This window comes from Ancylobacter mangrovi (assembly GCF_024752335.1).
GTDB lineage: Bacteria > Pseudomonadota > Alphaproteobacteria > Rhizobiales > Xanthobacteraceae > Ancylobacter > Ancylobacter mangrovi.
Window position 1 is genome coordinate 98,716 of record NZ_JANTHY010000010.1, and the last position, 25,501, is coordinate 124,216.

Consider the following 25,501-nt stretch of genomic DNA (forward strand, 5'->3'; position numbering starts at 1 on the left):
CCATTTTTCCGGCGTTTTCGACCTCGCATTACGCCTCGCAGAGGCGAAGGAAGGGCGCCGTCAGCTCGCCATGTTATCCGGCGACTTCCGTGCGGATGCTTCCGTTCTGCTTCCAACGCCCGCAGCCTCGAGCTTTGGAAGCAGAAAACGCCCCGAAGAGCGCTTGCCAACTATCTGATTTTATTTGGAAAATTTGGAGCGGGCGATGGGATTCGAACCCACGACCCCAACCTTGGCAAGGTTGTGCTCTACCCCTGAGCTACGCCCGCCCGCTCCGCACATCCGGCGCCGGTGAAAAGCTTCGACGCCGAACGGGCCGTCTCTATGCCCCAGCCGCGCGACGAATGCAACGGGCTTTCTCGCGGTTTCGCACAGCCCGTGAAGGCTGGCCTCCGCCGTCACGGCACGGCACGCAACGTGAAGGCGTCGGCGAGCCGGGCGCCGTCGCCCGCGCGCTCCAGCCGGCAGTGATGGGCGAGCCGTCCGTCCTCGCGCCGGGCGGCCATCCAGCGCACGCGCACGCTCTCGCCGGGGTCGACATTGCCGTAGAAGAACAGCTCGCGCCGCAGCGTGCTCGCCCGCGGTGCCCGCGCGGCGTCGAAGCGCCATTCGGCGCGGTCGATAAAGGCAACGAAGCTGGGAAAATAGAGGAAGCCCGCGCCGTTGAAGTCCTGCGACGGGCAGGGCTCGATCTCGAGCGCGCCCGCCTCCGCCGCCGTCCCGTCGAGCGAAAAGCCGCGGTGCCGCGCCAGCCGGCCGGTGCGCATCGCCGCCGCGCGCTCGCTCAGGCCGGAACGCGCGACCGCGCCCGGCAGCGCGTCGATCGTCACTCGCGCGACTGCGTGATTGCCGCTGCCGGCACGGCGCACGAAGCACGAGAGCAACTCCACCGTCCCCCGCTCGCGTCCGCGCGCGAAGAGCCGGTGCCGGCTGAGAAACTGGGTGCGCGAGACCCGCGCGATGGCGGACGAGATCGTCAGCCGGTCATTCTCGCCGAGCGCACCGAGATCGGCATTCTCGATCGAGAGCGCGCAGAAGGCGGCATAGACCGGCGCACCGTCGATATCGCGAAAGTCTGGCTCCGCGCGCCCTGCGAGCCGCGCCAGCGCCATCCAGTGGCGGTGGCCGAGCTCCTTCAGGAGCCAGCTCTCCGACAGGCCGGCGAGGCAGAGCTGCGGCATGCCGAGCAGCATCGTGTCCTCGATCGCCGTATCCGCAAGCCCGGTGCCGCCGGGCATCGTCGCATCGACGCCTGCGTCAGGGTGAGGGGCGAGACCGGCCGGGGGCACTGCGACGTTCATGCCGCGCTGCCCTGCAGCGCGCCCTCGGCGCGTGTGGCGATGTGGCCGACGATGTGCGCGGCGTCGCGCCCGACGGCGCCGAAGCGGCCCGAGCCCCAGGTGTGCAGCCACGGCAGGCCGATGAAGTACACCCCCTCGCGCTGGGTCACGCCGCGCCGGTGCTGGGGATGGCCGGCGCCGTTGAACACCGGCACGTCGAGCCAGCGGAAATCCGGCCGGAAGCCGATGCACCAGACGATCGAGGAAATGCCCGAGGCGGCGAGGTCGAGCCGCTCGCGCTCGCCCGCCGGCCGCCACACCGGCGCGTAGACGGAGGGCGGCGGCGCCTCGATGCCGTTCTCGGCGATATATTTGTCGATGGCGGCGTTGATGCCGTTATAGGTGCGGTCGGCGTCGTCGAGCGCCTGCGCGAGGCCGGTGTCGAAGACGAGGCCGGCGCCGTCGTAGTCGCGCAGCGCGCCGTAGAGCTCCATGCCCTCCAGCGCGAATTTGCGCAGGTCGATGTCGCGCCCGCCGTCGCGCCCGGTCACGTAGTGGTTGGTGTTGTCGCGCACCCCCTCGCGCAGGGGATGCTGGTCGACCGACATCTCGTAATAGCCCATGTCCGCCAGCCAGGCGACGACGTCGCGGCCGCGGTAGAAGCGGGCGCAGCGCGGCGCGTTGCCGACCGCCAGATGCACCTTGCGGCCGGCGAGGTGCAGGTCCTCGGCGATCTGCGCGCCGGACTGGCCCGAGCCGACCACCAGCACCCCGCCCTCGGGAAGCTGGTCGGCATTGCGGTAGTCGGCCGACTGGATCTGCCGGATCGAAGCGGGCAGCCGCTCGGCCATGCGCGGCACGATCGGTTCGTGATAGCCGCCGGAGGCGACGACCACATTGTCGGCGGTCACCTCGCCCGAGGTGGTGGAGACGTGAAACCCGCCTTCCGCGCGCGGCGTCACCCGCCGCACCGAGACGCCCTCGCGGATGGGCGGCTCGACCACGGCGCGGAAGCCATCCAGATAGGCGAGGATCTCGTCCTTCTTCATGAAGCCGTCCGGGTCCGGGCCGGCATAGGAATGGCCCGGCAGGTCGCACTGCCAGTTCGGCGTGACGAGGCAGAAATTGTCCCAGCGCTGGGTCTGCCAGCTATGCATCGCCTTGTGCTTCTCGAACACCAGATGGTCGATGCCGCGCGCGCGCAAATGGTAGCTGGTGGACAGCCCCGCCTGGCCGCCGCCGACGATGACGACCGGGTAGTGCTGGATGAGGTTCTCGTTCATGGCGTTGTTCCGATCCGGTGAGGGCGTCACGCGCGGCTATTCGGTGAAGGATTCGACGGTGACGCGGGCGTCGGGGGTGGCGAGGTAGCGTTGGCCGGCGCTCTCGAGGCGGGCGAGCTGGCCGAGCGCGCGCGAGCAGGGCATGCCGTAGCGCGCCTCGACACGCTGGCTGGCGATGTTCAGCGCCTCGCGGCTCTTGGAGAGGAACTCGTCGAGCGGGTAGCTGCAGCCGGGCTCGAGGAATTCCTTGATCACCAGCGAGGGCGAGTAGCACTGCTCGGCCTGACCGTCCGGCCAGCGGATGGAAAACAGCATCTCAGGCATGGGCCGGCTCCCGCAGGCGTTGATAGGTGGCGACATGCGCGCGCGCCGTGGCGTCCCAGTCGTGGCGCGCGGCGGCGGCCGGCCCGCGCCGGGCGAGGCGGGCCGCGCAGTCCGGCTTGAGGGCGATGACGAAGGCGTCGGCGATGGAGGCGATGCTGGCCGGGTCGCACCACACGGCCTCGTCGTCGCGCAGATGCTCGGTAAAGGGTGCGATGCGCGAGATCACGCAGGGCACCCCGCTCGCCATCGCCTCCAGCGCGACGAGGCCGAAGCCCTCCTTCACCGAAGCGAAGGCGAGCAGATCGGCGATGCGGTAGAGCGCGGGCATGTCGTCATGCGGTAGCGGGCCGGTGACGATCACCGCGCGCTCGGGAAGGCCGGAAGCGGCGCGCTCTGTAGCGAAGGCGGCGGCATAGCGCGAATGGTCGAGCACGCTCGCCCCGCCGGCGATCACGAGCTGGGCGTCCGGCATCAGCGCATGGAGCTGGGCGAAGGCGGCGAGGATGGCCCGCGTGTTCTTGCGCGGCTCGACGCCGCCGACGCTGAGCACGACCGGCCCCTTGCCGATGCCGAACCGCACCCGCAGGCCCGCCTCGCGCCCGTCCGGCCGGGGTGAGAAGCGGGCGAGGTCGACGCCGTTGCCGACGATCGCGGCCTCGAGGCCGAAATCCTCGGCTAGCGTCGCCCGCCACAGCCGGCTGACCACGAAATGCCCGTCGGCGCGGGTGATGGCGCGGCGCTGCAGCCGCTCCAGCCCCGCATGGTCGAAGCGGTCGATATGGTGGACCGTGCGCGCGAAGCGCCCGATCAGCCCGCGCTCCTTCAGCGTCGCCAGCGCATTGCCGGAAATGCCGTCCTGCGCGTGGAACACGTCGAAGTCGCGATGCGCGGCGCGTTCGAAATGGCGCACATAGTCGCCCGCGCGCAGGTGCACCATCTCCTCGACATCCGCGCCGGCGCGGGTGGCGGGCACGCTCACCGTGCCGCACAGGCTCGTGCGGAAGAAGCCGGCGCCGGAAGGGTCGGGGGCGTGCACCACCGCCTCGTGGCCGAGCCGGGTGAGCGCGTCGCCGAGCTCCAGCGCGTGCACCACGCCGCCGCGCGGATTGGTGGAGTGGGCGAGGATGGCGATGCGCAGTCGCGCGGGGGAGGGCACGTTCATGCGGCGTCCTCCGTGCCAGTGCCGGTGCCGGTGCCGGCGGCGCAGCCGAGCAGCCGATCTCGGTTGAAGTCCCAGATCACCTCGCGCGCGCCCTGGTGGGTGACGGTGACGCGCCGGTCGGCGGTCACCGTGCCGATGGCGGCGGCGGCGATGCCGCGCTGCTCGAAGCTCGCCAGGATGGCGGGCGTTCCGGCCGCGCTCGCGCTCAGCAGATAGCCGTAGCTCGGGAAGCTCATCAGCCAGCGCGCGGGGTCGATGCCGGCCGGCGCGGGCACGCGGGCGAGGTCGATCTCGACCCCGACATTCGAGCATTCCGCCAGCATGGCGGCTGTGCCCACCACTCCGCCCTGGCTGATATCCTTGGCGGCGCGGGCGAGGCCGCGCTCGGCGATCAGCGGCAGCAATTCGAGGTCGCCTTTGAGCCGCGCGGCCGGCGCGTCGGTCGCCGCCTCCCAGTTGGAGAACGGCTCGCGGTAGCGCCCGCGCAGGTCGATGGCGGCGATCAGCGTCTCGCCGGGGCGGGCGTCGAAGCTGGTCAGCAGCCGGTTGGCGCGCCCGAGCACGGCGACCGAGAGCTGGCCGCGATCGGTCGAAAGGTTGGTGTGGCCGCCGACCAGCGGCACGCCGAAGCGCTCGCACGCCGCGCGCAGCCCGTCGAGCACCGGCGCCGCGCCGTCCTCGCCGGCCGCCCACACCGCGTCGACCACGGCGAGCGGGCGCCCGCCCATGGCGGCGATGTCGGAGAGGTTCACCATCACGCCGCACCAGCCCGCGAACCACGGGTCGCCGGCGACGAACTCGTTCATGAAGCCTTCGATGGCGAACAGCAGGAAGCCCTCGCCGTCGGGAATGGCGGCACAGTCGTCGCCGACGCGCACCGCGTCCGTGCCGCCGATGCCGAGCCGGGCGGCGGCGCGGCCGATATCGGCCTTGGCGCTGAGCCCGGCCGAGGCGCGCAGCTTCGCCACCACCGCCGCGAAGGCGTCAGCGCCGAGCGGAAGCGACGGTGTGGAAATGGAGGAGGTGCGCGCGGTCATGGCTCAGGCCGCCTCCCTCGGCAGCGGCGGGCGGGCCGGCGTGCCGCGCGCATGGGCCTGGAAGCCGGTCTCGGCGTCGCCGATCGGCGGATAGAAGCGCAGGTCCGCTTCCATCATCAGGTGCGGGCGCCCGTGCAGTTCCTTCTCCTCGACCACGGCCCAGTGCAGGCGGCGGAACAGCAGCCCGTTCTGGCTCTGCACATGGGCGAGGAAGCGGGTGCAGCCGCGCGCATGGGCGGAGGAGACGGCGAGGCGGATCAGCGCCGGGCCGAGCGCGCCGACCTTGCGGTAGTCCTGCGCCACGGCGAGGCGCGAGCCCCACCAGGTGCCGGGGGCCTCCTCGTGGATTCGCACCGTGCCGACCACGTCGTCCGGCACCACGCCGAGCATGGAGACGGCGACGATGGGCGTGGCGACCTCATCGATCGCGTCGCGGTCGTCGCCGGCGAACAGGCCCTGCTCCTCGCAGAACACCTCGCGCCGCAGCCGTGCGGCGCCGCGCTTCTCCCAGGTGGCGGTGGCGAACTTCACCTGGAAGGCGCAGGGCAGGAAGGGGCGGAACGGCTCGAAGATCATGAACAGCCTCCCTGCCCGAGCGCCTGCCTTTCATAGGTGGAGAGCGCGGAGCAGGCGCCGCATTTGGCGCAGCCCGCCTTCACGTCGATGGCCTTCAGCCCGCGCGCGATCATCATTCCCGAGAGCGGGCCGAGGATCGCATTCATGAAGGCCGGGGAAGGCGTGGGGTGGCTCTCCAGCGGCGTGCCGGAAATCGGCACGAAGGGCACCACGAAGGGATAGACGCCGATCCTCGTCAGCCGGTCGCACACGTCGAGGATCTCCTCGCGCGTGTCGCCGAGCCCGGCGAGGATGTAGGTCGAGACCTGCCCGCGCCCGAACACCGGCACCGCCGCCTCGAACGCCTCGAAATAGCGCGCGACCGAGACCTGGGCCTTGCCGGGCATGATCCGCGCCCGCACCGGCTCGGTGACGGCCTCCAGATGCATGCCGAGCGCGTCCGCCCCGGCCTCGGCCATGCGGGCGAACCAGGCGTCGTCGTCCGGCGGCTCGCACTGCACCTGGATCGGCAGGTCGACCGCCGCCTTCACCGCCGCCGCGCTCTCGGCGAGGATCTTGGCGCCGCGATCCTTGCCGGGCGGGGTGCCGGTGGTCATCACCATGTGCCTGACCCCGTCGAGCTCGACCGCGGCCTTGGCCACCTCGGCGAGCTGGGCCGGGGTCTTGTGGGCGATGGTGCGGCCCGCCGCCAGCGACTGGCCGATGGCGCAGAACTGGCAGGTCTTGGTGCGGCTCTGGTAGCGGATGCAGGTCTGGAGGACGGTCGTCGCCAGCACGTCGCGCCCGTGCAGCACGGCGATCTTCGAATAGGGCACGCCCTCCGCCGTGCTCAGCCCGTAGAATTTCGGCTGAAGCGGGAACGAAACCTCGCCCAGCACCAGCCCGTCGCGGCTGATGCGGCTCCTGCCATAGGCGTCCGGCTTCTCGACCAGATACGGGCTCTCGAAGGCCGGCGCGGTGTGCACCGGCACCATCACCGTCATGCCGTCGATGGTGATCGCCTTGTGGTCCGAGGGGCCCGCGCCGCCGCGGCGCGAGTCCGCGCCGGCCCGCGGGTCAACGAGCCGGACCCCGTAGGACTGCAACTCGTTGATCAGGCGTTCCGTCGGCATCGGCCGCAGCTCGCTCGCCGGGTCCATCGGTTTCATCACGCGCACTCCCGTAGCTGGCGAAGGTGGGAGCGGCCTCGGCGTGCGATGCGGTGTGCATGGGCACGGCGGGCCGGCTGTCGAGATTGAGGCTGAGCAGTTCCGGCCGGGCGTAGTGGCCGACCGAATCCATCATCCGCTTGCGCTTGGTGATCAGCGCCATGTCGAGATCGGCGACGAGGATGCCCTCGCCGGAGGTGAGCGGGGGCACGATGTGGCTGCCCTCGGGCGAGACGATCGCGCTCATGCAGCCGCCGCTCAGCGCCTTGCGCAGCTTCTCGTCCGGCGCGATGCGGGCGATCTGTTCCTCGGTCAGCCAGCCGGTGGAATTGACCACGAAGCAGCCCGATTCCAGCGCGTGGTGGCGGATCGTCACCTCGATCTGCTCGGCGAAGATCGGCCCGACCAGCGAGCCGGGGAACTGCGCGACGTGGATTTCCTCGTGCTGGGCCATCAGCGCGTAGCGGGCGAGCGGGTTGTAGTGCTCCCAGCAGGCGAGCGCGCCGACCCGGCCGACGGCGGTGTCCACCACCTTCAGCCCGGCGCCGTCGCCCTGGCCCCAGATCATCCGCTCGTGGAAGGTGGGGGTGATCTTGCGCCGCTTGAGCTTGAGCGACCCGTCAGCATCGAACACGAGCTGGGTGTTGTAGAGCGAGCCGTGATCGCGCTCGTTCACCCCCAGCACTACCACGACCCCGAGCCGGCGGGCGCTGGCGGCGACCGCCTCGCTGACCGGCCCGGGGACGACCACGGCGTTCTCGTAGAGACGCAGATGCTCGCCCCCGGTCAGCACCGGCGGATAGACGAAGGAGAAGTACGGGTACCAGGGCACGAAGGTCTCGGGGAACACGACGAGCCTCGCGCCCTTGCCCGCCGCCTCCTCCAGCGCGGCGAGCACGCGGGTGAGCGTGCCCTCCACGCTGTCGAGGTCCGGGGCGATCTGCACCGCGGCGACCCGGACCAGCCTTTTCTCTGCCATCGTGACCTCCTTCGGGTCCACGGCGCTCGAAGCGGGCCTCAGAGCGTCCAGGTGTCGAGGATGAAGGCGTTGTCGCGACGGTGGAGCAGCACGATGTCGAGCACGTCGAGCGGGCTGATCGGGACGATGCCGGGGATCAGCGCGCCCTCGCCATGGCCGTAGAGCGCCTGCAGGGCGAAGCGGCAGGCATAGACCTTGCCGCCGTCGGCCATGATCTTCTCGATCCGGTTGTTGAAGTTGAGATGGCCGGGAAAGGCCTCGTCGCCGAGCTTGGGAAAGCCACGCTGCACGCCGAGCGTCACGCCCGGGCCGTAGAGCAGCACCGAGGTCTCGAACCCCTTCTGGATCAGGCGCGAGGCCTGCAGCAGGTTCACGAGGCCGATCGAGCCCTCGAAGGCGACGGTGTGGAAGGTGACGAGCGCCTTCTCGCCCGGAGCGGCTTTGACGTCCTCGAACTTCTTGTCCTCGTAGTCGACCAGGACGTCGCCCTTCTGGTGCGCCGGAACGGTGATGGTGGCCATGTCGCTCTCCTTGGCTGGCGAAGGGGTCGCGGCGGGATGCCGGCCCATGCCAACAGGGTCTGCAATCAATGTGCCAATTGACAGTTTTTCAAAAGAATCAATGAAACAGTCAAAATGCAGTCAAAAATACATTCAATAACACAGCCGAAATGGCGCGGTCGATGCTGAGAAAGGGTGCGAAAGCCTAACGATTGAGCGGGAACTTGCCCGCTTCCTGCGCATGCGCCGGCGGCTACGTAGTAACCCCTAAAATGCAGCAAATTGCGGACCAGTGGTGACAGGCCACCTCTGCAACATTATACAGTCAATTATGCTGTGTTTCCCGACTCGCGGCCGGCACGCGGGACGGGGCGCCTCGCGCGGCTGCGGGCGCGCGCAACCTTGCCGGACGACAGGCGAAGAACGACGACGACCATGGCCGACTGGATTCCCGACCTCTCCCGCTCCGACAAGCCCCGCTACCTCGCCATCGCCGATCTCATCGCCGAGGACATACGCGCCGGGCGCCTCGCCATCGGCGACCGGCTTCCCCCCCAGCGCAAGCTCGCCGGCCGGCTGGGCATCGACTTCACCACGGTGGCGCGCGGCTATGTCGAGGCGCAGAAGCGCGGGCTGGTGGAGTCGCGGGTCGGGCAGGGCACCTTCGTCTCCGGCATGCCGCGGGCCGAGGCGCGCCCGGCGGCGCCCTCGCGTCCAGCCACGGTCGACCTGTCGATGAACCTGCCGCCCGAGCCGGAGGACCCGGCGCTGATCGCGCGCATGCAGGACGGCCTCGCCGAGGTCGGGCGCGATCTCGTCTCGCTGCTGCGCTATCAGGGCTTCGGCGGCACCGGCGCGGACAAGGACGCGGCGAGCGCCTGGCTCGGGCGCCGGGCGCTGGTGCCCTCGCAGGAGCGGGTCTTCGTCACCCCCGGCGCGCATCCCGCGCTGCTCGGCATTCTCGGCCTGCTGGCCAAGCCCGGCGAGACCGTGCTGTGCGAGGCGATCACCTATCCCGGCGCGCGCGCCATCGCCGCCCAGCTCGGCCTGAGGCTGGTCGGCCTGCCGATGGACGGCGAGGGCATCGAGCCCGACGCGCTGGCCGACGCCTGCGCCCGGCTGGAGCCGAAGGCGCTCTACCTGAACCCGACGCTGCAGAACCCGACCACCCTCACCGTGCCCGAGCCGCGGCGCGAGGCGATCGCCCGGGTGGCGCGGCGCTTCCACCTGCCGATCGTCGAGGACGACGCCTATGGCTTCATCCCCGCCCACGGCCCGCCCCCGCTCGCCGCCATCGCGCCGGACCTCACCTGGCACGTCGCGGGCCTTGCCAAATGCATCGGCGCCGGGCTGCGCGCGGCCTATGTCGTGGTGCCGGACGCGCGCTCGGGCTACCCCTTCGCGGCGGCGCTGCGCACGGCCAGCGTCATGGCCTCGCCGCTCACCGCCGCGCTGGCGACGCGCTGGATCGAGGACGGCACCGCCGACACGCTGCTGCGCTTCATCCGCGCCGAGACCCGGGCGCGCCAGGCGCTAGCGTCGGAGATCCTGCCGGAGGGCAGCTTCCACGCCGATCCGCTGAGCTTCAATCTCTGGATCGAGCTGCCCGAGCCCTGGACCCGCTCCGCCTTCGTCGGCCACATGCGCGCGACCGGCGTCGGCGTGGTGGCGAGCGACGCCTTCACCGCCTGTGGTCCGGCGCGCGAGGCGGTCCGCGTCTGCCTCGGCGGGCCGGCCACCCGGGCCCAGATCCGCTCGGCGCTGGACTACATGGCGCACGCGCTGACGCAGGCGCCCGAGGCCGTCTCCGCCGTCATGTGAGCGGCGGGGGATGCCTCAGGCGGCCTCGCGCGCGGCGGCGAGAAGCTGGTCGACGTCGTCGGCGGTGGTGACGAAGGAGGTGACGAGGCGCACGATGTTCTCGCCCCAGCGATCCGTGTAGAGCCGGAAGCCCCGTGCCAGCAGCCCGTCGATCACCCGCCGCGGCAGACGCACGAACATCATGTTGGCCTCGACCGGGCTCATGATCTCCGCCCCCGCCAGCGTCGCCAGCCCTTCGGCGAGCCGCGCCGCCATGGCGTTGGCCTGGCGCGCATTGGCGAGCCAGAGGTCGTCGGCGAGATAGGCGTCCATCTGCGCGGCGAGGAAGCGCATCTTCGAGGTGAGGTGGCCGGCGCGCTTGCGGCGGAAGGCGAATTCCTGCGCCCGTTCGGGATCGAACAGCACCACCGCCTCGACCCCCATGGCGCCGTTCTTGGTGGCGCCGAAGGAGAGCACGTCCACGCCGGCCTTCCAGGTCATCTCCGCCGGCGTGGCGCCGAGCGAGACCAGCGCATTGGCGAAGCGCGAGCCGTCCATGTGCAGCGGCAGGCCGGCGTCGCGGCAGGCGGCGCCGATGGCGCGGACATGATCCAGCGAATAGACCGTGCCGAGCTCGGTCGCCTGCGTGATCGACACGCAGGCCGGCTGCACGCTGTGCACGTCGCCCTTGTTGCGGCGCGTCGCATGGACGAGCGCGTCGGGGTCGATACGCGCCTCCTCGCCCGGCACGTGGATCAGCTTGGCGCCGCCGGTGAAGAATTCCGGCGCGCCGCATTCGTCGTTCTCGATATGGCTTTCCGCATGGCAGAGCACCGCGCCCCAGACCGGGGTGAGCGCGGCGAGCGACAGCGCGTTCGCCGCCGTGCCGGTGGAGACGAGGAACACCCCGACCTCGCGCTCGAACAGCGCGCTCAACCGCGTGGCGACCCGGGCCGAGATCTCGTCGGCGCCGTAGGAGGGCATGGCGCCCGCATTGGCGGCCCGGAGCGCGTCGAGGATGGCGGGCGAGACGCCGGCCATGTTGTCGCTGCCGAAGCCGGGCCGGGCGACGGCGAACGGGGAGGAGGTGTCGGTCACGGGATCGTCCTGCGAAAGGGTGGTCCGCCTGTTTAGGCCGGAAATGCGGCCGCGCCCATTGCCAAAACGCCCGAGCCCGCGCTGTCCGGACGCCTGCGATCCCCGTCGGGCGTCTCCCTGATGCGGGCATCGGGCGGCGGCCTCATGGCATCCCCGCCCGGCTCGGCTAGAGTGGCGCCGCCGAGATCCACTTCCGACCCGTCACCGCTGATTCATGACCTCCGATCGCGTCGTCGCCGACCAGGAGCCGGTGTTCCGCCTGCTCGCCGATCCCGCCACCCATGGCCTTGCAGGCGAGGTGGCGCGCATCGACACGCATGGCGCGGCGGTGTTCCTCGCCGGCGCCGACGTCTACAAGGTCAAGCGCGCCGTGCGCTTCGACTTCATGGACCTTTCCACGCTGGAGAAGCGCCATGCCGCCTGCCGGCGCGAACTGGAGCTGAACCGGCCGGCGGCGCCTGGCATCTATCTCGGACTCGTGCCGGTCACGCGCCGCGGGGGCGCGCTCCATCTCGGCGGCGAGGGCGAGGTGGTCGAGTGGACAGTGCATATGCGCCGCTTCGACGAGACGGCGACGCTCGACCGCCTCGCCGACCGGGACGGGCTGACGCCGGTTCTGATCGATGATCTCGCCAGGGCCGTTCTCGCCTTCCACGAGCGCGCCGAGCGGCATGTCGAGACCGATTCCCCGGCCGCGCTCGCCAGGGTCGCCGCCGGCGTCGTCGCGGGGCTGCGCGAGACGCCGCGGCTCTTCGCGCCGCAACGGGTTGCGGCGTTCGAACGGGCGTTGTCGGTCCTGCTGGAGCGGCTCGCGCCCCTGCTGGCGCGGCGGGCCCGGGCCGGCGAGGTGCGGCGCTGCCATGGCGACCTGCATCTGCGCAACGTGGCGCTGATCGACGGCGCGCCGGTGCTGTTCGACGCGCTGGAGTTCGACGAGGCGCTCGCCACCATCGACCGGCTCTACGACCTCGCCTTCCTGCTCATGGATCTCGGCCTGCGCGGCCGCGCGGACGCGGCCAACCGGGTGCTGAACCGCTACCTCGCCGCCTGCGGCGACGCCCCGCCCTATGACGGGTTGGCGGCGCTGCCACTGTTCCTCGCCCTGCGCGCCGGGATCCGGGCGCAGGTGACGGCGGCGGCGCTGGCGCATCGTGGCCCGGCCGAACGCGCGGCCGGCGAAGAGGAGGCGCTCGCCTATCTCGCCTATGCCGAGCGCGCCCTGGCGCCGGAACCGGCCCGGCTCGTCGCCGTGGGCGGCCTGTCGGGCACGGGAAAGAGCACGCTCGCCGCCGGCCTTGCCCCGGCCATCGGCCCGCTGCCCGGCGCCGTGCATCTGCGCAGCGATGTCGAGCGCAAGCGGCTCGCCGGCGTCGGCGAGCTCGACCGGCTCCTGCCCGGCGCCTACACGATGGACGCCACCATCGCCGTCTATGCGGCACTGCGCGAGCGGGCCCGCGCGATGCTCGCCGCCGGTCATGGCGTTGTGGTCGACGCCGTGCACCAGAAGGAGGATGAGCGCGCCGCCATCGAGGCGGTCGCCCGCGACCATGATGCGTCCTTCGCCGGCATCTGGCTGGAGGCGCCGGTGGAGACGCTGGCCGGCCGGGTCGAGGCCCGGCGCGCCGATGCCTCCGACGCCACCGCCGAGGTCGTGCGCCAGCAGGCCGTACGCGCGGCGGGGAGCCTCGACGACTGGATGCGGATCGACGCCTCCGGCACGCCGGACGAGGTTCTCGCGCGGGTGCGTGCCGCGATGGGCCTCCCGGCGCCGAAGCCCTGAGGCCTTACTTGCGACGCGTCGCTGTCTTGCGGCGGCTCGGCTTCTTCTCGCTGGCGAGGCGAAGGGCCGCCTCGCGCAGAAGCCGCTTGTCGTCCTCCAGCGCCAGGGCCGCCTCCGCCCGCTCCTGCGCCAGCCGCGACTGGTGCCGCGCCGCCTCGCGGAAGGCCTCGTCGCCCATGCCGGAAAGGGCGTGGAGCGCTTTCTGCAGGCGAAGCTGCACCTCGACCAGCGCGGCACCGTCGCGGGCGATCAGGCGGAACGCGTCGTCGAACAGGTCGGCGGGGGTGAGCGGCGTCACCATCACCCGCTCGTAGCGCACCTCGATCTCCTCGCCATCCTGCGGCCCGTTCGCCCACAGCGTCAGCAGCCGCGTGCAGCGGCCGATGACGTCGATCGCCGTGCCCGGATCGTTGACCGCGGGCGAGAGCGCACGCTGGGCTATCTCGCTCAGCACCTCGAGGCCGAAGCGCGGGTCCTGGTCGTAGCTGCGCTGCTGGCCGATGGAGAAGGCGCCCTGCGCGCCTTCGAGGGCGTCCGCGATCTCCTCCTCGCTCGCCTCCTTGGACGGCTTGTCGAAGCGCGCGAGCGGCGTGCCCTCATAGACGAAGGAGCCGGGCACCACGCACAGCCGCACGTCCACCTCCAGCGCCTCGGAGCGGGCCGCGACGGCGGCAACGTCGACATGCTGGACATAGCCCGTCAGGCGCGAGGGCACCGCCAGCGGCAGTTCGGGCGCGTCGGGATCGGCCGGCCGGCCGCCGAGGCAGGGAAAGCGCAGCCGCGTCTCGATCGCGTCATGGGCGGCATCCTCCACCCGCCGCGTGGTCTCGCCGACCCGCCCGAGCGTGGTGAGGTGGTCGATCCAGCCCATCAGCGTGCCGACCACCAGGATGACGACGCCGATGGTGACGACGAACAGCACCACGCGCCCCTGCGGGCCGTAGGCGCCGGTCTTCAGCACGATGATGCCGACGATGCCGAACAGGAACGCGCCGATGAAGGTGGACAGCACGTTCTGGGTGATCCGGTCCTGCACCAGCAGCCGCGTGGCGCGCGGGGTCACGTTGCTCGTCGCCGCGCCGAAGGCCGAGGTCATGACGCTGAGCGAGAAGGTGGTGACGGCAAGCATGCTGGAGGCGATGATCGACAGGATGCTGTCGACCGCGTCGGCGCCGATGTCGTAGGTGAGCTGCCACGGCAGGAAGCGTTCGGCGATCGCCGCCAGAATGGCAGCCGCGACGCCGAGGGCGCCGATCAGGCTCGCCCTCACCCAAAGCCTGCGGCCAAACTGCCGCAGGATCCACTGCCATTTCGACATCCGTCCATCCGCTCTGCGCTCGGGACTGCGCTACCACTATGCCGCGACGGGCCGAACGGTTCCATGCGGGTGTCATGAGCGGAGCGCCGCGGCGCCCCGGGGCGGCGGAGCGTGGCCTATACCCGCGCCAGCGCCTCCACCGGATCGAGCCCTGCCGCGCGCTGGGCGGGCAGGTAGCCGAAGGCGATGCCGATGGCGGTCGAGCAGACCACCGCCGCGACGATCGAGCTCGCCGAATAGATCAGGCTGAAATTGCTCTGGAACTGCGCGAAGGCGGCGCCGAAGCCGAGCGCCAGCGCGATGCCGAGCACACCGCCGATCAGGCACACCAGCACCGCCTCGATGAGGAATTGTTGCAGGATGTCGCTGCGCCGCGCGCCGACCGCCATTCGCACGCCGATCTCCGCCACGCGCTCGGAGACCGACACCAGCATGATGTTCATCACCCCGATGCCGCCGACGACGAGCGAGATGACGGCGATCACCGCGATCAGCACCGTCATGGTCTGGGTGGTCGAGGTGATGGCGCGGCGTATGTCGTCGGTGTTGAGGATGAAGAAGTCCTTGGTGCCGTGGCGGCCCTCGATGAACTCGGTGATCGCCTGGGCGGCGAGGTCGGTGGAGACGTCGTCGGCCACGCGCACCGTAATGGAGCGCAGCGACTGCGAGCCGATGATGCGCGTCTGCACCGTCGTGTACGGCAGGAACACGGAGAGGTTCTGGTTGCCGCCGAAACCGCCCTGCTGCGGCTCGGCGACCCCCACCACGCGCGCCGGGACGCTGCCGAGGAAGATCACCTTGCCGATCGCGTCGCCATCCGCGCCGAACAGAGTCGTGGCCGTGTTCTGGTCGATCACCGCGTCCTGCGAGCGGGTGCGCACCGCGTCGGCGTCGAAGAAGCGCCCGGCGGCCAGGGTGGTGCCCTTGGCGAGGAAGTACTGCGCGCCGACGCCGTTGACGAGGGCGTTCGCCTCGGTCGACTGGTAGCGCGCGACGGCGGAGGTCGACACGGTCGGGGTGACGGCGGCGACATAGGGCTCGCCGGCGAGCGCGTTGGCGTCGGCGACCACCAGCGTGCTGATCTTGGCCGAGCGCACGTCGCCGAAGCTCTTGCCGGCGAACACCTCGATCGTGTTCGTGCCGAGGTCGGAGATGTTGGAGAGCACGCGCTGGCGCGAACCCTCGCCGAGCGCCACCACGCAGACCACCGAGGCGATGCCGATGATGATGCCGAGCATGGTCAGGAAGGCGCGCATGCGGTGCGCGTTCATCGCCAGCAGGGCCATGCGCAGCGCCTCGCCGAGCGAGCCGAACCGGCCGCCGGCGCGCGCGTCGCGGGTGCGGGCCGGCGCCGGGGCGGGCGCGGGCGCGCCATCGGTGCGCCGGTCGGCGACGATCTCGCCGTCGCTGATCTCGATGATCCGGCGCGCGCGGGCGGCGACGGCCGCGTCGTGGGTCACGATGATGACGGTGCGCCCCTCGGCGTTGAGCTCCTCGAGGATGCGCAGCACCTCCTCGCCGCTGCGCTTGTCCAGCGCACCTGTGGGCTCGTCGGCGAGGATGACGTCGCCGTCGTTCATCAGCGCGCGCGCGATCGACACGCGCTGCTGCTGGCCGCCCGAGAGCTGGCCGGGGCGATGGTCGGCGCGCCCATCGAGGCCGAGGCGCTGCAGAAGCCCCCGCGCGCGCTTGTGGCGGCCCTCGCGCGGCGTACCGGCATAGACCGCGGGAACCTCGACATTGTCGCGCGCGGTGAGCTCGCCGAGCAGGTGGTAGCGCTGGAAGATGAAGCCGAAATGCTCGCGGCGCAGCGCCGCCAGCTCGTTGCCCTCGAGGCTCGAGGTCTCGCGCCCGCGGATGCGGTAGCTGCCGCTGCTCGGCCGGTCGAGCAGGCCGAGAATGTTCATCAGCGTCGACTTGCCCGAGCCGGAGGCGCCCATGATGGCGACCATCTCGCCGGCTTCGATGGTCAGGTCGAGCCCCTTGAGCACCTCCAGCCGGTCCTCGCCGGTGATGTATTCGCGCCGTATGCCCGATAGCGAGATGAGCGGCTCTGCCATCGCTAGAACCCCATTGGCGGGCGCGGGCCGCCGGGGCCGGAGGAGGTCGTCGTGGAGGCGCTCGCCTCCCTCAGGACCACGCGCTCGCCCTTCGTCAGGCCCGAGCGCACCTCCACCTTCATCTTGTCGTCGAGCCCGATCCCGATGGTGCGCTCGCTCGCCCGCCCGTCCTCGCCGATCACCCGCACGCGGGCGTTGCCCTCGCCGTCCGAGCTGAGCAGGGCGGAGGAGGGGATGGTGAGCACGTCATGGGCCGAGCCGAGCACGATGTGCACCTCGGCGGTCATGTAGGTGCGCAGCTTTCCGTCCGGGTTCGGCACGTTGAAGATGCCGTTGTAGTAGATCGCCTCCGAGGTCGAGGAGGAACTCGACGAACTCGAGCTCGTCGAGGTGGTCGAGGTGCTGAAGCTGGAGTCGCTGCGCACCGATTCCGGCGCCGGCTCGATGGAGGCGAGCGTCGCGTCGTAGCGCTTTTCCGGCTCGCCCAGAATGGTGAAGTAGACCGGCTGGCCGGGCGCGACATGGACGATGTCGGCCTCCGAGATTTCCGCGCGCACGGTCATGGTGTCGAGCTGGCCCAGCACCACGATGGTGGGCGCGGACTGGGTCGCGTTCACCGTCTGGCCCTCCTGGCTGACGATGGCGAGCACGGTGCCGTCGATCGGCGCGGTGATGCGCGTGTAGCCGAGATTGGCCTCGGCGGTGGAGACGGAGACCTCGCCGGCGGCGATGTCCGCGTCCAGCGCCTTGATCTGGGCGCGGGTGACGTCGACATCGGCGGTGGCGGTATCGAAGTCGCTGCGCGAGACCGCCCTCGTTTCCAGCAGCTTGCTCTGGCGCTCCAGCGTCTTCACGTTGAGCGCGAGCGTCGCTTCCTTCTCGGCGCGCTCGGCGCGCACCTTGGCGAGCGTCGCCTGGGCGGTGCGCAGGTCGTTCTGCTGGGTGGTGGAATCGATCTCCGCCAGCAGGTCGCCCGCCTTGACCTCGTCGCCGAGCTTGACCTTCACGGCGGTGATGCGGCCCGATGCCTGGGCACCGACCGCCACCAGCTTCACCGGCTTCAGCGTGCCGGTGGCCAGCACCGTGCGCTCGATGTCGCCGGTGGCGACGGTCGCGGTGATGTAGGAGGGCGTGGTGGCGGCGAACAGGTCCTCGCGCGCGAACCAGCCACCCCCGGCGAGCAGGAGCAGTGCCAGCAGCGCGGCAAGCAGGCGCTTGCGAAGGACGGTGTTGCGACGTTCGTTCATGGTCCTGCGGGCGACGATCCGCCGGTGGCGGCCGGCGTCGCGGCCGGAAAACGGGGAACGGCGGACATGGCTTTCGCCCATGTCCGCCGTCGGGACCCGATCGGGGGGCAGTCTGGTGATCAGGTTCCCTGCGCCCCCGGATGGGCAGTCCCGGGGGAATGGGGCCGGACCGACAGGCGGCGATCTTCCGCACGCGTCCGATGCCGCGACTATCCGGGCGATACGTTTCCGGCGAAGGTCTGGCCGTTTCCGAAAGTTGAGACGGCCGCACTATGTTGTTTCCGAATGTTGCCAGGTGCCGGTTGGAAACCTTTCGTTGCCATTCCTGCGTTGAACCCGGCGCTTTGTTGCTCCTTTCTGCGGCGAGGGAGCCGTGACCGGGAGGACCTTGTTGGACGCGGGCGCACATATTCTCGTCGTCGACGACGACCATGAGATCCGCAAGCTGCTCGGGCGGTATCTTCAGGGGCAGGGCTTCCGCGTGAGTCTCGCCGAGGACGGGCGCCATGCCGAGGAATGCCTCGCGGCCGCGCGCATCGACCTCGTGGTGCTCGACCTCATGCTTCCCGACGTCTCTGGCCTCGACCTGTGCCGGTCGCTGCGCGCGCGCTCGAGCGTGCCGATCATCCTGCTCACGGCGCTGAAGGAGGATGTCGACCGCATCATCGGGCTGGAGGTCGGCGCCGACGACTATCTCGGCAAGCCGTTCAACCCGCGCGAGCTGCTGGCGCGCATCCGCGCCGTGCTCCGGCGCACGGCGCTGCGCGAGGAGCCGCTGGTGCCGGTCCACCAGAGCTTCCGTTTCGCCGGCTTCACCGCGCTTCCCGCCACCCGGCAGGTGATCGACGCGCAAGGCAAGGAGGTGGCGCTGACGGGCGCGGAGTTCGACCTTCTCAGCGCCTTCCTGGAACGGCCAGGCCGGATGCTCTCGCGCGACCAGCTTCTCGACATCACCCAGGGACGCAGCGCCGGCGCCTTCGACCGCTCGATCGACGTGCTGGTCAGCCGGCTGCGCCGCAAGCTCGGCGACGCGGGCCAGTTCCGCATCTTCAAGACATTGCGCAATGGCGGCTATCAGCTCGCGGTGCCGGTGGAGGCCGCCGAGGAACCCGCCCGCCCGGTGGTGATGCCGTGAACACGCTGCGCACCAAGATCACCGCGCTGCTGGTGGGCGCGGTCCTGCTGGTCGCCCTGCTGGCGACCGGCCTGTCCTTCCTGCTGCTGTCTCCGCCCCGCTTCGAGGAGACCGACACCGCGGTGGCGGCGCAATGGGCGCTGCTGGTCGACCTCGCCGGCAAGGCGGGCGACGCCCGCGTGGCCGAGAAGGGCAACGGGTTCGCCGGCCTGAGCGACCAGGAGCCCACGGGCGAGATCGCCAGGATGCCGAGCGAGGGCATCAACGCCGCGCTGGCGCGGCGCGGACGGGCCGAGCGGGTGAGCGTGCGCGCATCGCATGGCGGCCCGTGGCCGATCGTCACCGGCCAGCTCGCCGACGGGCGCTGGCTGACCATGCCGATGACCATGCCGCCGCATCCCGGCAATGGCGGCTGGGCGCTGGCCGGCTGGGCGCTGGTGATGGCGCTCGGCACCACGCTGGTGATGGTGGTCGCGGTGCGGCGCCTCACCGAGCCGCTCGCGCTGCTGGAGCGGACGGTCGCGAAAATCGGCCCGGACGGGCGGCTGGAGCCGTTGCCGGAGGAGGGGCCGACCGAGGTGCGCGCCGCCGCCCACGCCATCAACCGGCTGTCCTCGCGGCTGAAGCAGGCGATGGAGAGCCGGATCCGGCTGGTGGCCGCGGCCGGCCACGACCTGCGCACGCCGATGACGCGAATGCGGCTGCGCGCGGAGTTCTTCGAGGACGAGGAGGAGCGCGCGACCTGGATCGCCGATCTCAACGAGCTCGACCGCATCGCCGACAGCGCGATCCGGCTGGTGCGCGAGGAGGTGGACGACGCCGCGCGCAGCCCGGTGCGCCTCGACGGGCTGGTGCGCGAGGTGGTGGGCGAGCTGAAGAGCATCGGCATGCGGCTGGAGCTGGAGCACGCCGAGCCGGCGAGCGTCCTGGCGCGGCCATTGTCGCTGTGCCGGGCGATCCGCAACCTCGCCATCAACGCCGCCACCCACGGGCGCGCGGCGGTGGTGCGGGTGGAACGGTCCGGCGGCGAGGCGCTGGTCGTCATCGACGATGCCGGGCCGGGCATTCCCGAGGAGATGATGGCCCGCGTGTTCGAGCCGTTCTTCCGGGTCGATCCGGCGCGCGGCACGCCCATTCCCGGCGCCGGACTCGGCCTCGCCATCGCCCATGAGATCGTCACCGGCATCGAGGGACGGCTGGAGCTGAAGAACCGGCCGGGCGGCGGGCTCACCCAGATCGTCCATCTCCCGCTGGCGCCGGACGCCGCGAACGCCGATCGGGCCTGAGCCGCCTTCGCTTTGCCGAATCCGGACGCGAAGATGCCGGTCGCCGGGCGATTGCGCGCGGCTCGCCGTGGATGCGTCCGGGAGCCGGGTCGACGGCGGGACGCCGCCCTTCATCGCGGGAGAGTGCCAGTGGTCACGTTCATCAACGTGTTCACCGTCGATGCGGTCGATCAGCAACGGCTGATCGACCTGCTGACCACGGTTACGGAAGGCCCGGTGAGCCGGGCGGCGGGCTTCGTCTCCGCCACCCTGCATCGCGGCACGGACGGCACCAAGGTCGCCGTCTACGCCCGGTGGCAAAGCCTCGCCGACTATCAGGCGATGCGCGGCGACCCGGAGCAGCAGCGCTGCTTCGAGGAGATCCTCGCCATCGCGACCTTCGAGCCGGGCGCCTATGAGGTGATCCGAACCTTCACCCCGCCCGAACCGTGAGAGAGGCCGGCCGGGCGTCGCGCCGGGTATGGCGCAGCGTCCGGCCGGCGGAAGGTAAGCCGGGCCTCAGCGCTCGTAATAGCCGGCCTTGATGGTGGCGCCGATCAGGTTCACGAACAGCCGGCAGGCGGCGATCGAGGAGATGCGGTTCACGTCCTTGGCGGGCGTGATCTCGACGAGGTCCATGCCGACCACGCGGCCCTTGTTGACGAGGCCGTGGATGAGCTTGCGCGCCTGGTGGTAGGTCACGCCGCCCAGCGCCGGGCCGTTCACCGCCGGCATCACCGAGGGGTCCATGCCGTCGGCGTCGAGCGTGATGTAGTAGCGCCCGCCGGCCGGGATGCGCTCGAGGATCGCGTCCATGCCGACATCGTGCAGCTCGTAGGCGGTGACGATGTTGGCGCCGTACGCATAGGCGGCGTCGACCTCCTCCTGCCGGGCGCTGCCCTGGGCGCGGATGCCGATCTGGTAGATGTCCTTCACGTGGTCCATCTCGGAGATGCGGCGGATCGGGCTGGAATAGCCGTCCGGCACGCCGTTCACCTCCTGGCGCCAGTCGAGATGCGCGTCGACATGGATGAGGGTGATCGGCCCATCCTGGTCGTCATAGGCGCGCAGCACCGGGATCGGGATGCCGTGGTCGCCGCCGAGGATGATAGGCAGCGCGCCGGCTTTCAGGATCTTGCGCACCGCCGCCTCGGCATTGCGGTAGCTCATGCCGAGGTCGCGCGGGTCGTTGATGACGTCGCCGCAGTCGACCATGCGGATCGGCTTGTTCATCAGCAGCGGGCCGCCGATGTCGAAATCGTAGCGCTCGGGCGCGCGCACCGCGCGGTCCGAGGCCTGGCGGATCGCGGTCGGGGCGTTGGACTGGTCGTTGCTGACCTCCTCGATCGAGTAGGCCGAGCCGTAGGGAATGCCGAGCACGGCGATGTCGGCCTTCAGATTGTCGAGGTCGTCGACGACCTCGGAATACAGAAGGCTCTTGTGACCGTATTTCGGCGGGTTGGTCAGGCGGGCACTCATGACGTCACGTCCTTGGGGTTTCGAGCGGCGATCCGCTCCATCGAAAGTTCATTCGGCGGCGGCGACGGGGACGGTCTCGGGCAGCACCGAGGCGTCGCGGGCCAGTTCGTCGAGGCTGAGGTGGCAGGCGATGCGGTGGCCGGGCCGGGGCTCGTGCACCGGCGGGGCCGTGCTGGCGCAGAGCTCGCCGAGCGAGCGCGGGCAGCGCGTGTGGAAGACGCAGCCCGAGCGTTGGGCGCCCGAGGGCGGGCGGTCGCCGCGCAGGCGGATGCGCTCGCGCCGCGCGGCGCCGGGGGTGGGCAGCGGCACGGCCGAGAGCAGCGCCTGCGTGTAGGGGTGGTAGGGCGGCTGCAGCACCGCGTCGGCCGGGCCGATCTCGCACAGGCGGCCGGAATACATCACCGCGATGCGGTCGGCGATGTAGGCGACGACCGATAGGTCGTGGGAGATGAACAGGTAGGAGAGGTTCAGCTCGTCCTTGAGCCCGTCGAGCAGGTTGAGCACCGTCGCCTGCACCGAGACGTCGAGCGCGGAGACCGGCTCGTCGCAGACGATGAACTCCGGCTCGGTCGCCAGCGCCCGGGCGATGCCGACGCGCTGCTTCTCGCCGCCCGAGAGCTGGTGCGGATAGCGGTCGTAATAGGCGCGCGGCAGGCCGACCCGGTCGAGCAGGTCCTCGACATGGGCGCGCAGCCGCTCGGGCGGCACGTTGGTCTGCAGCTTCACCGCGCGGGCAATCGCCTTGCCGATCCGGCGGCGCGGGTTGAGCGAGGAATCGGGGTTCTGGAACACGATCTGCGCCCGCTTGCGCAAATCGTCGAGCTCGCTGTCGGGCAGACTCGCCACGTCGCGGCCGTCGAACAGCACGCGGCCCGAAGAGGGGTCGACGAGGCGCAGGATGGTACGCCCGAAGGTCGACTTGCCGCTGCCGCTCTCGCCGACGAGGCCGACCACCTCGCCTCGCCGGATCTCCAGCGAGATGCCGTCGACCGCGTTCACCGTCTCCGCGCGCGTGCTCGGCCAGGGAATGACGCCGAGCTTGCGGGTCCATTCGATGCCGCCTCCGATGCGCCCGCGCCGGTAGCGCTTGGAGAGGTCCTCGGTGCGCAGAAGCGGCGCGTCGTCCTCCGCCGGCTCGCGGCTCGCGGCCACCTCGACGACGCTCCTGTCGTCCGCCGGCTCCTCCGGCCAGCCGGGCAGGCCGGCGCTCTTCCAGCAGCGCGCGCCGTTGCCGGCGGCGTCGGTTGCGAGCACCTGCTCGTTCTCGACGCAGGCGCTTTCCGCGAACGGGCAGCGGGGAGCGAAGATGCAGCCGGGCGGGGCGTTGACGAGGTCGGGGAAACGCCCCGGGATCGGGGCGATGCGCCGCGCGCGCCCGTCCGCCGCGAGCCGCGGCAGCGAGGCGAGCAGGCCCTTGGTATAGGGATGGGACGGGCGGCCGAGCACCGTGTCCTTCTCGCCCACCTCGACCACGCGGCCGGCATAGAGCACGCAGACCCGGTCGGCGATGCGGTTCACCACGCCGAGATTATGGGTGATGAACACCATGCCGAGCCCGCGGCTGCGCCGCAGATTGTCCAGCAGGTCGAGGATCTGCGCCTCCACCGTCACGTCGAGCGCGGTGGTCGGCTCGTCGAGGATCAGCAGGCGCGGATTGCACACGATGGCGGAGGCGATCAGCACGCGCTGCTGCATGCCGCCCGAGAGCTGGTGCGGATAGGCGGAGGCGATCTCGCGCGGGCCCGGCAGGCCCACCTCGCCGAGCGCGGCGACGGCCTTCTCCAGCGCCTCGGCGCGCGAGAGCCCCTGATGGTAGACCAGCGGCTCGGCCACCTGCTCGCCGATGCGAAGGCTCGGGTTGAGCGAGGTGAAGGGGTCCTGGAACACCATGCCGATGGCGCGGCCGCGCAGCGCGCGCCGGCTCGCCTCGTCGAGCCCGATCAGCTCGCCGTCCTCGAAGCGGATCGAGCCGTCGAGATGCGCCTCGGGGCCGAGCAGCCCCATCGCCGCCAGCGCCACCGAGCTCTTGCCGGAGCCGGATTCGCCGACCACGGCCAGCGTCTCGCCGGCGTTCACGTCGAAGCTCACGCCGTTCAGCGCGCGCAGCCTTCCGCGGCCGGTCTGGTAGGTGAGGGTGAGGTCCTTGACGGACAGGAGGGGCGTCGTCATCAGCCGCCTTTCCGCTGCATGCGCGGGTCGAGCGCCTCGCGCAGGCCGTCGCCGAGCAGGTTCACCGCGATCACGGTGATGCCCATGGCGATGCCGGGCGCGAGCGCGACCCAGGGCGCGCGATCGATGAGGGGACGGGCTTCGGAGATCATCAGGCCCCAGTCCGAGCTCGGCGGCTGCGCGCCGAGGCCGATGAAGGACAGCGCCGCGCCGAGCAGGATGGCGAAGGTCACGCGCAGGCTCGCCTCCACCATGATCGGCGGCCAGGCATTGGGCAGGATCTCCGCGTGGAGAATATAGGCGGCGCGCTCCCCGCGGGCGCGGGCGGCCTGCACGAACTCCTCGCCGGCGAGGTCGAGCGTGACCGAGCGGGTGAGCCGCACCGTGCTCGGCACGTAGACGATGCCGACCGCGATAATCATCTTCCACAGCGAGGGCGGCGTGACCGCCAGGATCAGCAGGCCGAGCATGATCGGCGGGAAGGAGAGCAGCACGTCGGTGGCGCGCATGATCGCCTCGTCCACCGTCCCGCGCCGGTAGCCGGCCCACAGGCCGAGCGGCACGCCGATCAACAGGCTGACCGCCGTCGCCGCGAAGCCCATCATCAGCGAGAGGCGTGCGCCCATCAGCGTGCGGCTGAACACGTCGCGCCCGAACTCGTCGGTGCCGCACCAATGGGCGAGGCTCGGCGGCTTGAGCCGGCTAAGTATGCTCATCTCGTCGAAGCGGTAGGGCGCGATCCACGGCGCGGCGATCGCTACCGCGACCAGCAGCGCCAGCACCAGCGCGCCGACGACGAGCTTCGGATTGGCCCCGGCCAGCAGCGAGCGCATGGGGCGCGCGGCTTCGGCGTTGGCGGCGTCAGCTTTCGGCATGGCCATAGCGGATCTTCGGGTTGAAATAGGCATAGAGCAGGTCGGCGATGAGGTTGGCGAAGCAGTAGACCGCCGCGATCAGCAGGATTCCGGCCTGGATCAGCGGCAGGTCGTGGCGCTCGATGGCGAACAGCAGCAGCCGCCCGATGCCGGGATAGGAGAACACCGCCTCCACCACCACGATGTTGCCGAGCAGCCAGCCGACATCGATGGCGAGCACGGTGATGGTCGGCAGCAGCGCGTTGCGCAGCGCGTGGCGGCGGATGATGACGCCCTCCGGCAGCCCCTTGGCGCGGGCGTTGCGCACATAGTTGGAGCGCAGCGTCTCGATCATCGAGGAGCGCGTGAGGCGCGAGACATGGGCGATGAGGGTAAAGGTCAGGGTCAGCGACGGCAGGATCAGATGCGAGGCCCAGGACCAGAAGCCGTGCGAAAGGTTCCCCGCGCCCCCGCTCGGCAGCCAGTCTAGATAGCGGGCGAAGACGATGATGGCGACGATGGCCCAGAAGAACTCCGGCACCGACACGCCGATATAGGAGAACACCGACACCGCATGGTCGGTGAAGCGGTTCTGCCGGACCGCGGCGAGCACGCCGAGCACGATGCCGAACACCGCGACCATGACGAAGGCGATGGCCGCCAGCAGCGCCGAGGACATGAAGGCGTCCCAGATCAGCGGCCCGACCGGCCGCTCCATGATGAGGGAATTGCCGAGATTGCCGCTCAGCACCCCGCCCGCCCAGCGCCAGTACTGGACATAGGCCGGCGCGTCGAGGCCGAGCTTGTGCTCGATGGCCTTGATGGTGGCGTCGTCGGCGAACTGGCCGGCGAGGATATGGGCGACGTTGCCGGGCATCACCTGCGTGATGGCGAACACCAGCACCGACATCACGACCAGGATCGCGACGATGCCGACGAGGCGCTTGATCACGTAAAGGACCATGGGACTTCCCGGGCGTTGCGGCTCCGCGCGCGGCGGGACCTGA

At 70.8% G+C, this 25,501-nt stretch carries 22 protein-coding genes and 1 tRNA gene; 5 read left to right on the forward strand and 18 right to left on the reverse strand.

Translation table 11 applies throughout. From position 1 onward, the window contains the following. Window positions 1-194: 194 nt before the first annotated feature. From NVS83_RS20535 to NVS83_RS20580, 10 genes are all read right to left on the reverse strand, one after another. Window positions 195-269 (reverse strand) — tRNA-Gly (locus NVS83_RS20535). Between the two features lie 129 nt (window positions 270-398). Continuing rightward, the gene (locus NVS83_RS20540) at window positions 399-1,238 is read right to left on the reverse strand and encodes a Pnap_2097 family protein (protein ID WP_258741021.1); all 840 of its coding nucleotides are present in this window, start codon (window positions 1,236-1,238) and stop codon (window positions 399-401) included. Between the two features lie 59 nt (window positions 1,239-1,297). Then, window positions 1,298-2,563 (reverse strand): MSMEG_0569 family flavin-dependent oxidoreductase, encoded by a 1,266-nt coding sequence (locus NVS83_RS20545; protein WP_258741022.1) that lies wholly within the window; start codon window positions 2,561-2,563, stop codon window positions 1,298-1,300. A 36-nt stretch (window positions 2,564-2,599) separates the two neighbouring features. Then, window positions 2,600-2,887, reverse strand: a complete 288-nt coding sequence (locus NVS83_RS20550) for an MSMEG_0570 family nitrogen starvation response protein (RefSeq protein WP_258741023.1) — start codon at window positions 2,885-2,887, stop codon at window positions 2,600-2,602. Then, entirely contained in the window at window positions 2,880-4,049 is a 1,170-nt protein-coding gene (locus tag NVS83_RS20555) for an MSMEG_0565 family glycosyltransferase (protein ID WP_258741024.1), read from the reverse strand. The genes NVS83_RS20550 and NVS83_RS20555 overlap by 8 nt, the downstream gene beginning before the upstream one ends. Beyond that, window positions 4,046-5,086, reverse strand: coding sequence for a sll0787 family AIR synthase-like protein (locus tag NVS83_RS20560; RefSeq protein ID WP_258741025.1), 1,041 nt, complete (start codon window positions 5,084-5,086; stop codon window positions 4,046-4,048). Before NVS83_RS20560 ends, NVS83_RS20555 begins: the two co-directional genes overlap by 4 nt. Window positions 5,087-5,089: 3 nt before the next feature. Next, entirely contained in the window at window positions 5,090-5,662 is a 573-nt protein-coding gene (locus NVS83_RS20565; protein ID WP_258741026.1) for an MSMEG_0567/Sll0786 family nitrogen starvation N-acetyltransferase, read from the reverse strand. Next, window positions 5,659-6,801 carry an MSMEG_0568 family radical SAM protein gene (locus NVS83_RS20570; RefSeq protein WP_258741185.1) on the reverse strand — a complete coding sequence of 381 codons (1,143 nt, stop codon included), beginning with the start codon at window positions 6,799-6,801 and terminating at the stop codon, window positions 5,659-5,661. The genes NVS83_RS20565 and NVS83_RS20570 overlap by 4 nt, the downstream gene beginning before the upstream one ends. Continuing rightward, a complete protein-coding gene (locus NVS83_RS20575) occupies window positions 6,719-7,789 on the reverse strand; it encodes a Nit6803 family nitrilase (RefSeq protein ID WP_258741027.1) in 1,071 nt (356 codons plus the stop codon). The genes NVS83_RS20570 and NVS83_RS20575 overlap by 83 nt, the downstream gene beginning before the upstream one ends. Window positions 7,790-7,827: 38 nt before the next feature. After that, window positions 7,828-8,310, reverse strand: a complete 483-nt coding sequence (locus NVS83_RS20580; protein WP_258734014.1) for an MSMEG_0572/Sll0783 family nitrogen starvation response protein — start codon at window positions 8,308-8,310, stop codon at window positions 7,828-7,830. A gap of 414 nt (window positions 8,311-8,724) precedes the next feature. Here NVS83_RS20580 and NVS83_RS20585 point away from each other — a divergent pair, with 414 nt between their 5' ends. Beyond that, a complete protein-coding gene (locus NVS83_RS20585) occupies window positions 8,725-10,110 on the forward strand; it encodes an aminotransferase-like domain-containing protein (RefSeq protein WP_258741029.1) in 1,386 nt (461 codons plus the stop codon). Between the two features lie 15 nt (window positions 10,111-10,125). Here the strand turns inward: NVS83_RS20585 and NVS83_RS20590 are convergent, their stop codons facing one another. Beyond that, a complete protein-coding gene (locus tag NVS83_RS20590) occupies window positions 10,126-11,187 on the reverse strand; it encodes a threonine aldolase family protein (RefSeq protein ID WP_258741030.1) in 1,062 nt (353 codons plus the stop codon). A gap of 214 nt (window positions 11,188-11,401) precedes the next feature. Between NVS83_RS20590 and NVS83_RS20595 the strand changes: the two genes are divergently transcribed. Next, window positions 11,402-12,967: a bifunctional aminoglycoside phosphotransferase/ATP-binding protein gene (locus NVS83_RS20595; RefSeq protein WP_258741032.1), complete on the forward strand. Its 1,566-nt coding sequence runs from the start codon at window positions 11,402-11,404 to the stop codon at window positions 12,965-12,967. Between the two features lie 4 nt (window positions 12,968-12,971). On the opposite strand, the gene NVS83_RS20600 is transcribed toward NVS83_RS20595, so the two are convergent. The 3 genes from NVS83_RS20600 to NVS83_RS20610 form a co-directional block, all read right to left on the reverse strand. After that, window positions 12,972-14,285 carry a DUF2254 domain-containing protein gene (locus NVS83_RS20600; RefSeq protein WP_258741033.1) on the reverse strand — a complete coding sequence of 438 codons (1,314 nt, stop codon included), beginning with the start codon at window positions 14,283-14,285 and terminating at the stop codon, window positions 12,972-12,974. A gap of 116 nt (window positions 14,286-14,401) precedes the next feature. Further along, entirely contained in the window at window positions 14,402-16,345 is a 1,944-nt protein-coding gene (locus NVS83_RS20605) for a MacB family efflux pump subunit (RefSeq protein WP_258741034.1), read from the reverse strand. Window positions 16,346-16,347: 2 nt separating this feature from the next. Then, window positions 16,348-17,592, reverse strand: coding sequence for an efflux RND transporter periplasmic adaptor subunit (locus NVS83_RS20610; protein WP_258741036.1), 1,245 nt, complete (start codon window positions 17,590-17,592; stop codon window positions 16,348-16,350). Window positions 17,593-17,983: 391 nt separating this feature from the next. On the opposite strand from NVS83_RS20610, the gene NVS83_RS20615 reads away from it, so the two are divergent. From NVS83_RS20615 to NVS83_RS20625, 3 genes are all read left to right on the forward strand, one after another. After that, a complete protein-coding gene (locus NVS83_RS20615; RefSeq protein WP_258734007.1) occupies window positions 17,984-18,727 on the forward strand; it encodes a response regulator in 744 nt (247 codons plus the stop codon). Further along, on the forward strand, window positions 18,724-20,013 hold the full coding sequence (locus tag NVS83_RS20620) for an ATP-binding protein (protein ID WP_258741038.1): 1,290 nt from the start codon (window positions 18,724-18,726) through the stop codon (window positions 20,011-20,013). Before NVS83_RS20615 ends, NVS83_RS20620 begins: the two co-directional genes overlap by 4 nt. A gap of 129 nt (window positions 20,014-20,142) precedes the next feature. Further along, the gene (locus NVS83_RS20625) at window positions 20,143-20,445 is read left to right on the forward strand and encodes an antibiotic biosynthesis monooxygenase family protein (RefSeq protein ID WP_258734005.1); all 303 of its coding nucleotides are present in this window, start codon (window positions 20,143-20,145) and stop codon (window positions 20,443-20,445) included. 66 nt (window positions 20,446-20,511) lie between these two features. On the opposite strand, the gene NVS83_RS20630 is transcribed toward NVS83_RS20625, so the two are convergent. Genes NVS83_RS20630 through NVS83_RS20645 form a run of 4 tightly spaced genes read right to left on the reverse strand, consistent with a single transcriptional unit; the run spans window position 20,512 to window position 25,458 of the window. Further along, entirely contained in the window at window positions 20,512-21,471 is a 960-nt protein-coding gene (locus NVS83_RS20630) for an agmatinase (RefSeq protein ID WP_258741039.1), read from the reverse strand. A gap of 48 nt (window positions 21,472-21,519) precedes the next feature. After that, window positions 21,520-23,640 (reverse strand): ABC transporter ATP-binding protein, encoded by a 2,121-nt coding sequence (locus NVS83_RS20635; RefSeq protein ID WP_258741040.1) that lies wholly within the window; start codon window positions 23,638-23,640, stop codon window positions 21,520-21,522. Then, window positions 23,640-24,515 (reverse strand): ABC transporter permease, encoded by an 876-nt coding sequence (locus NVS83_RS20640; protein ID WP_258734002.1) that lies wholly within the window; start codon window positions 24,513-24,515, stop codon window positions 23,640-23,642. Before NVS83_RS20640 ends, NVS83_RS20635 begins: the two co-directional genes overlap by 1 nt. After that, the gene (locus tag NVS83_RS20645) at window positions 24,502-25,458 is read right to left on the reverse strand and encodes an ABC transporter permease (protein WP_258741041.1); all 957 of its coding nucleotides are present in this window, start codon (window positions 25,456-25,458) and stop codon (window positions 24,502-24,504) included. Before NVS83_RS20645 ends, NVS83_RS20640 begins: the two co-directional genes overlap by 14 nt. Between the last annotated feature and the right edge of the window lie 43 nt (window positions 25,459-25,501).

Coding starts and splice junctions, on each gene's coding strand:
- NVS83_RS20540 (WP_258741021.1), bottom strand. CDS start 1,238: ATGCCCGGCGGCACCGGGCTTGCGGATACGGCGATCGAGGACACGATG.
- NVS83_RS20545 (WP_258741022.1), bottom strand. CDS start 2,563: ATGAACGAGAACCTCATCCAGCACTACCCGGTCGTCATCGTCGGCGGC.
- NVS83_RS20550 (WP_258741023.1), bottom strand. CDS start 2,887: ATGCCTGAGATGCTGTTTTCCATCCGCTGGCCGGACGGTCAGGCCGAG.
- NVS83_RS20555 (WP_258741024.1), bottom strand. CDS start 4,049: ATGAACGTGCCCTCCCCCGCGCGACTGCGCATCGCCATCCTCGCCCAC.
- NVS83_RS20560 (WP_258741025.1), bottom strand. CDS start 5,086: ATGACCGCGCGCACCTCCTCCATTTCCACACCGTCGCTTCCGCTCGGC.
- NVS83_RS20565 (WP_258741026.1), bottom strand. CDS start 5,662: ATGATCTTCGAGCCGTTCCGCCCCTTCCTGCCCTGCGCCTTCCAGGTG.
- NVS83_RS20570 (WP_258741185.1), bottom strand. CDS start 6,801: ATGGACCCGGCGAGCGAGCTGCGGCCGATGCCGACGGAACGCCTGATC.
- NVS83_RS20575 (WP_258741027.1), bottom strand. CDS start 7,789: ATGGCAGAGAAAAGGCTGGTCCGGGTCGCCGCGGTGCAGATCGCCCCG.
- NVS83_RS20580 (WP_258734014.1), bottom strand. CDS start 8,310: ATGGCCACCATCACCGTTCCGGCGCACCAGAAGGGCGACGTCCTGGTC.
- NVS83_RS20585 (WP_258741029.1), top strand. CDS start 8,725: ATGGCCGACTGGATTCCCGACCTCTCCCGCTCCGACAAGCCCCGCTAC.
- NVS83_RS20595 (WP_258741032.1), top strand. CDS start 11,402: ATGACCTCCGATCGCGTCGTCGCCGACCAGGAGCCGGTGTTCCGCCTG.
- NVS83_RS20600 (WP_258741033.1), bottom strand. CDS start 14,285: ATGTCGAAATGGCAGTGGATCCTGCGGCAGTTTGGCCGCAGGCTTTGG.
- NVS83_RS20605 (WP_258741034.1), bottom strand. CDS start 16,345: ATGGCAGAGCCGCTCATCTCGCTATCGGGCATACGGCGCGAATACATC.
- NVS83_RS20610 (WP_258741036.1), bottom strand. CDS start 17,592: ATGAACGAACGTCGCAACACCGTCCTTCGCAAGCGCCTGCTTGCCGCG.
- NVS83_RS20630 (WP_258741039.1), bottom strand. CDS start 21,471: ATGAGTGCCCGCCTGACCAACCCGCCGAAATACGGTCACAAGAGCCTT.
- NVS83_RS20635 (WP_258741040.1), bottom strand. CDS start 23,640: ATGACGACGCCCCTCCTGTCCGTCAAGGACCTCACCCTCACCTACCAG.
- NVS83_RS20640 (WP_258734002.1), bottom strand. CDS start 24,515: ATGCCGAAAGCTGACGCCGCCAACGCCGAAGCCGCGCGCCCCATGCGC.
- NVS83_RS20645 (WP_258741041.1), bottom strand. CDS start 25,458: ATGGTCCTTTACGTGATCAAGCGCCTCGTCGGCATCGTCGCGATCCTG.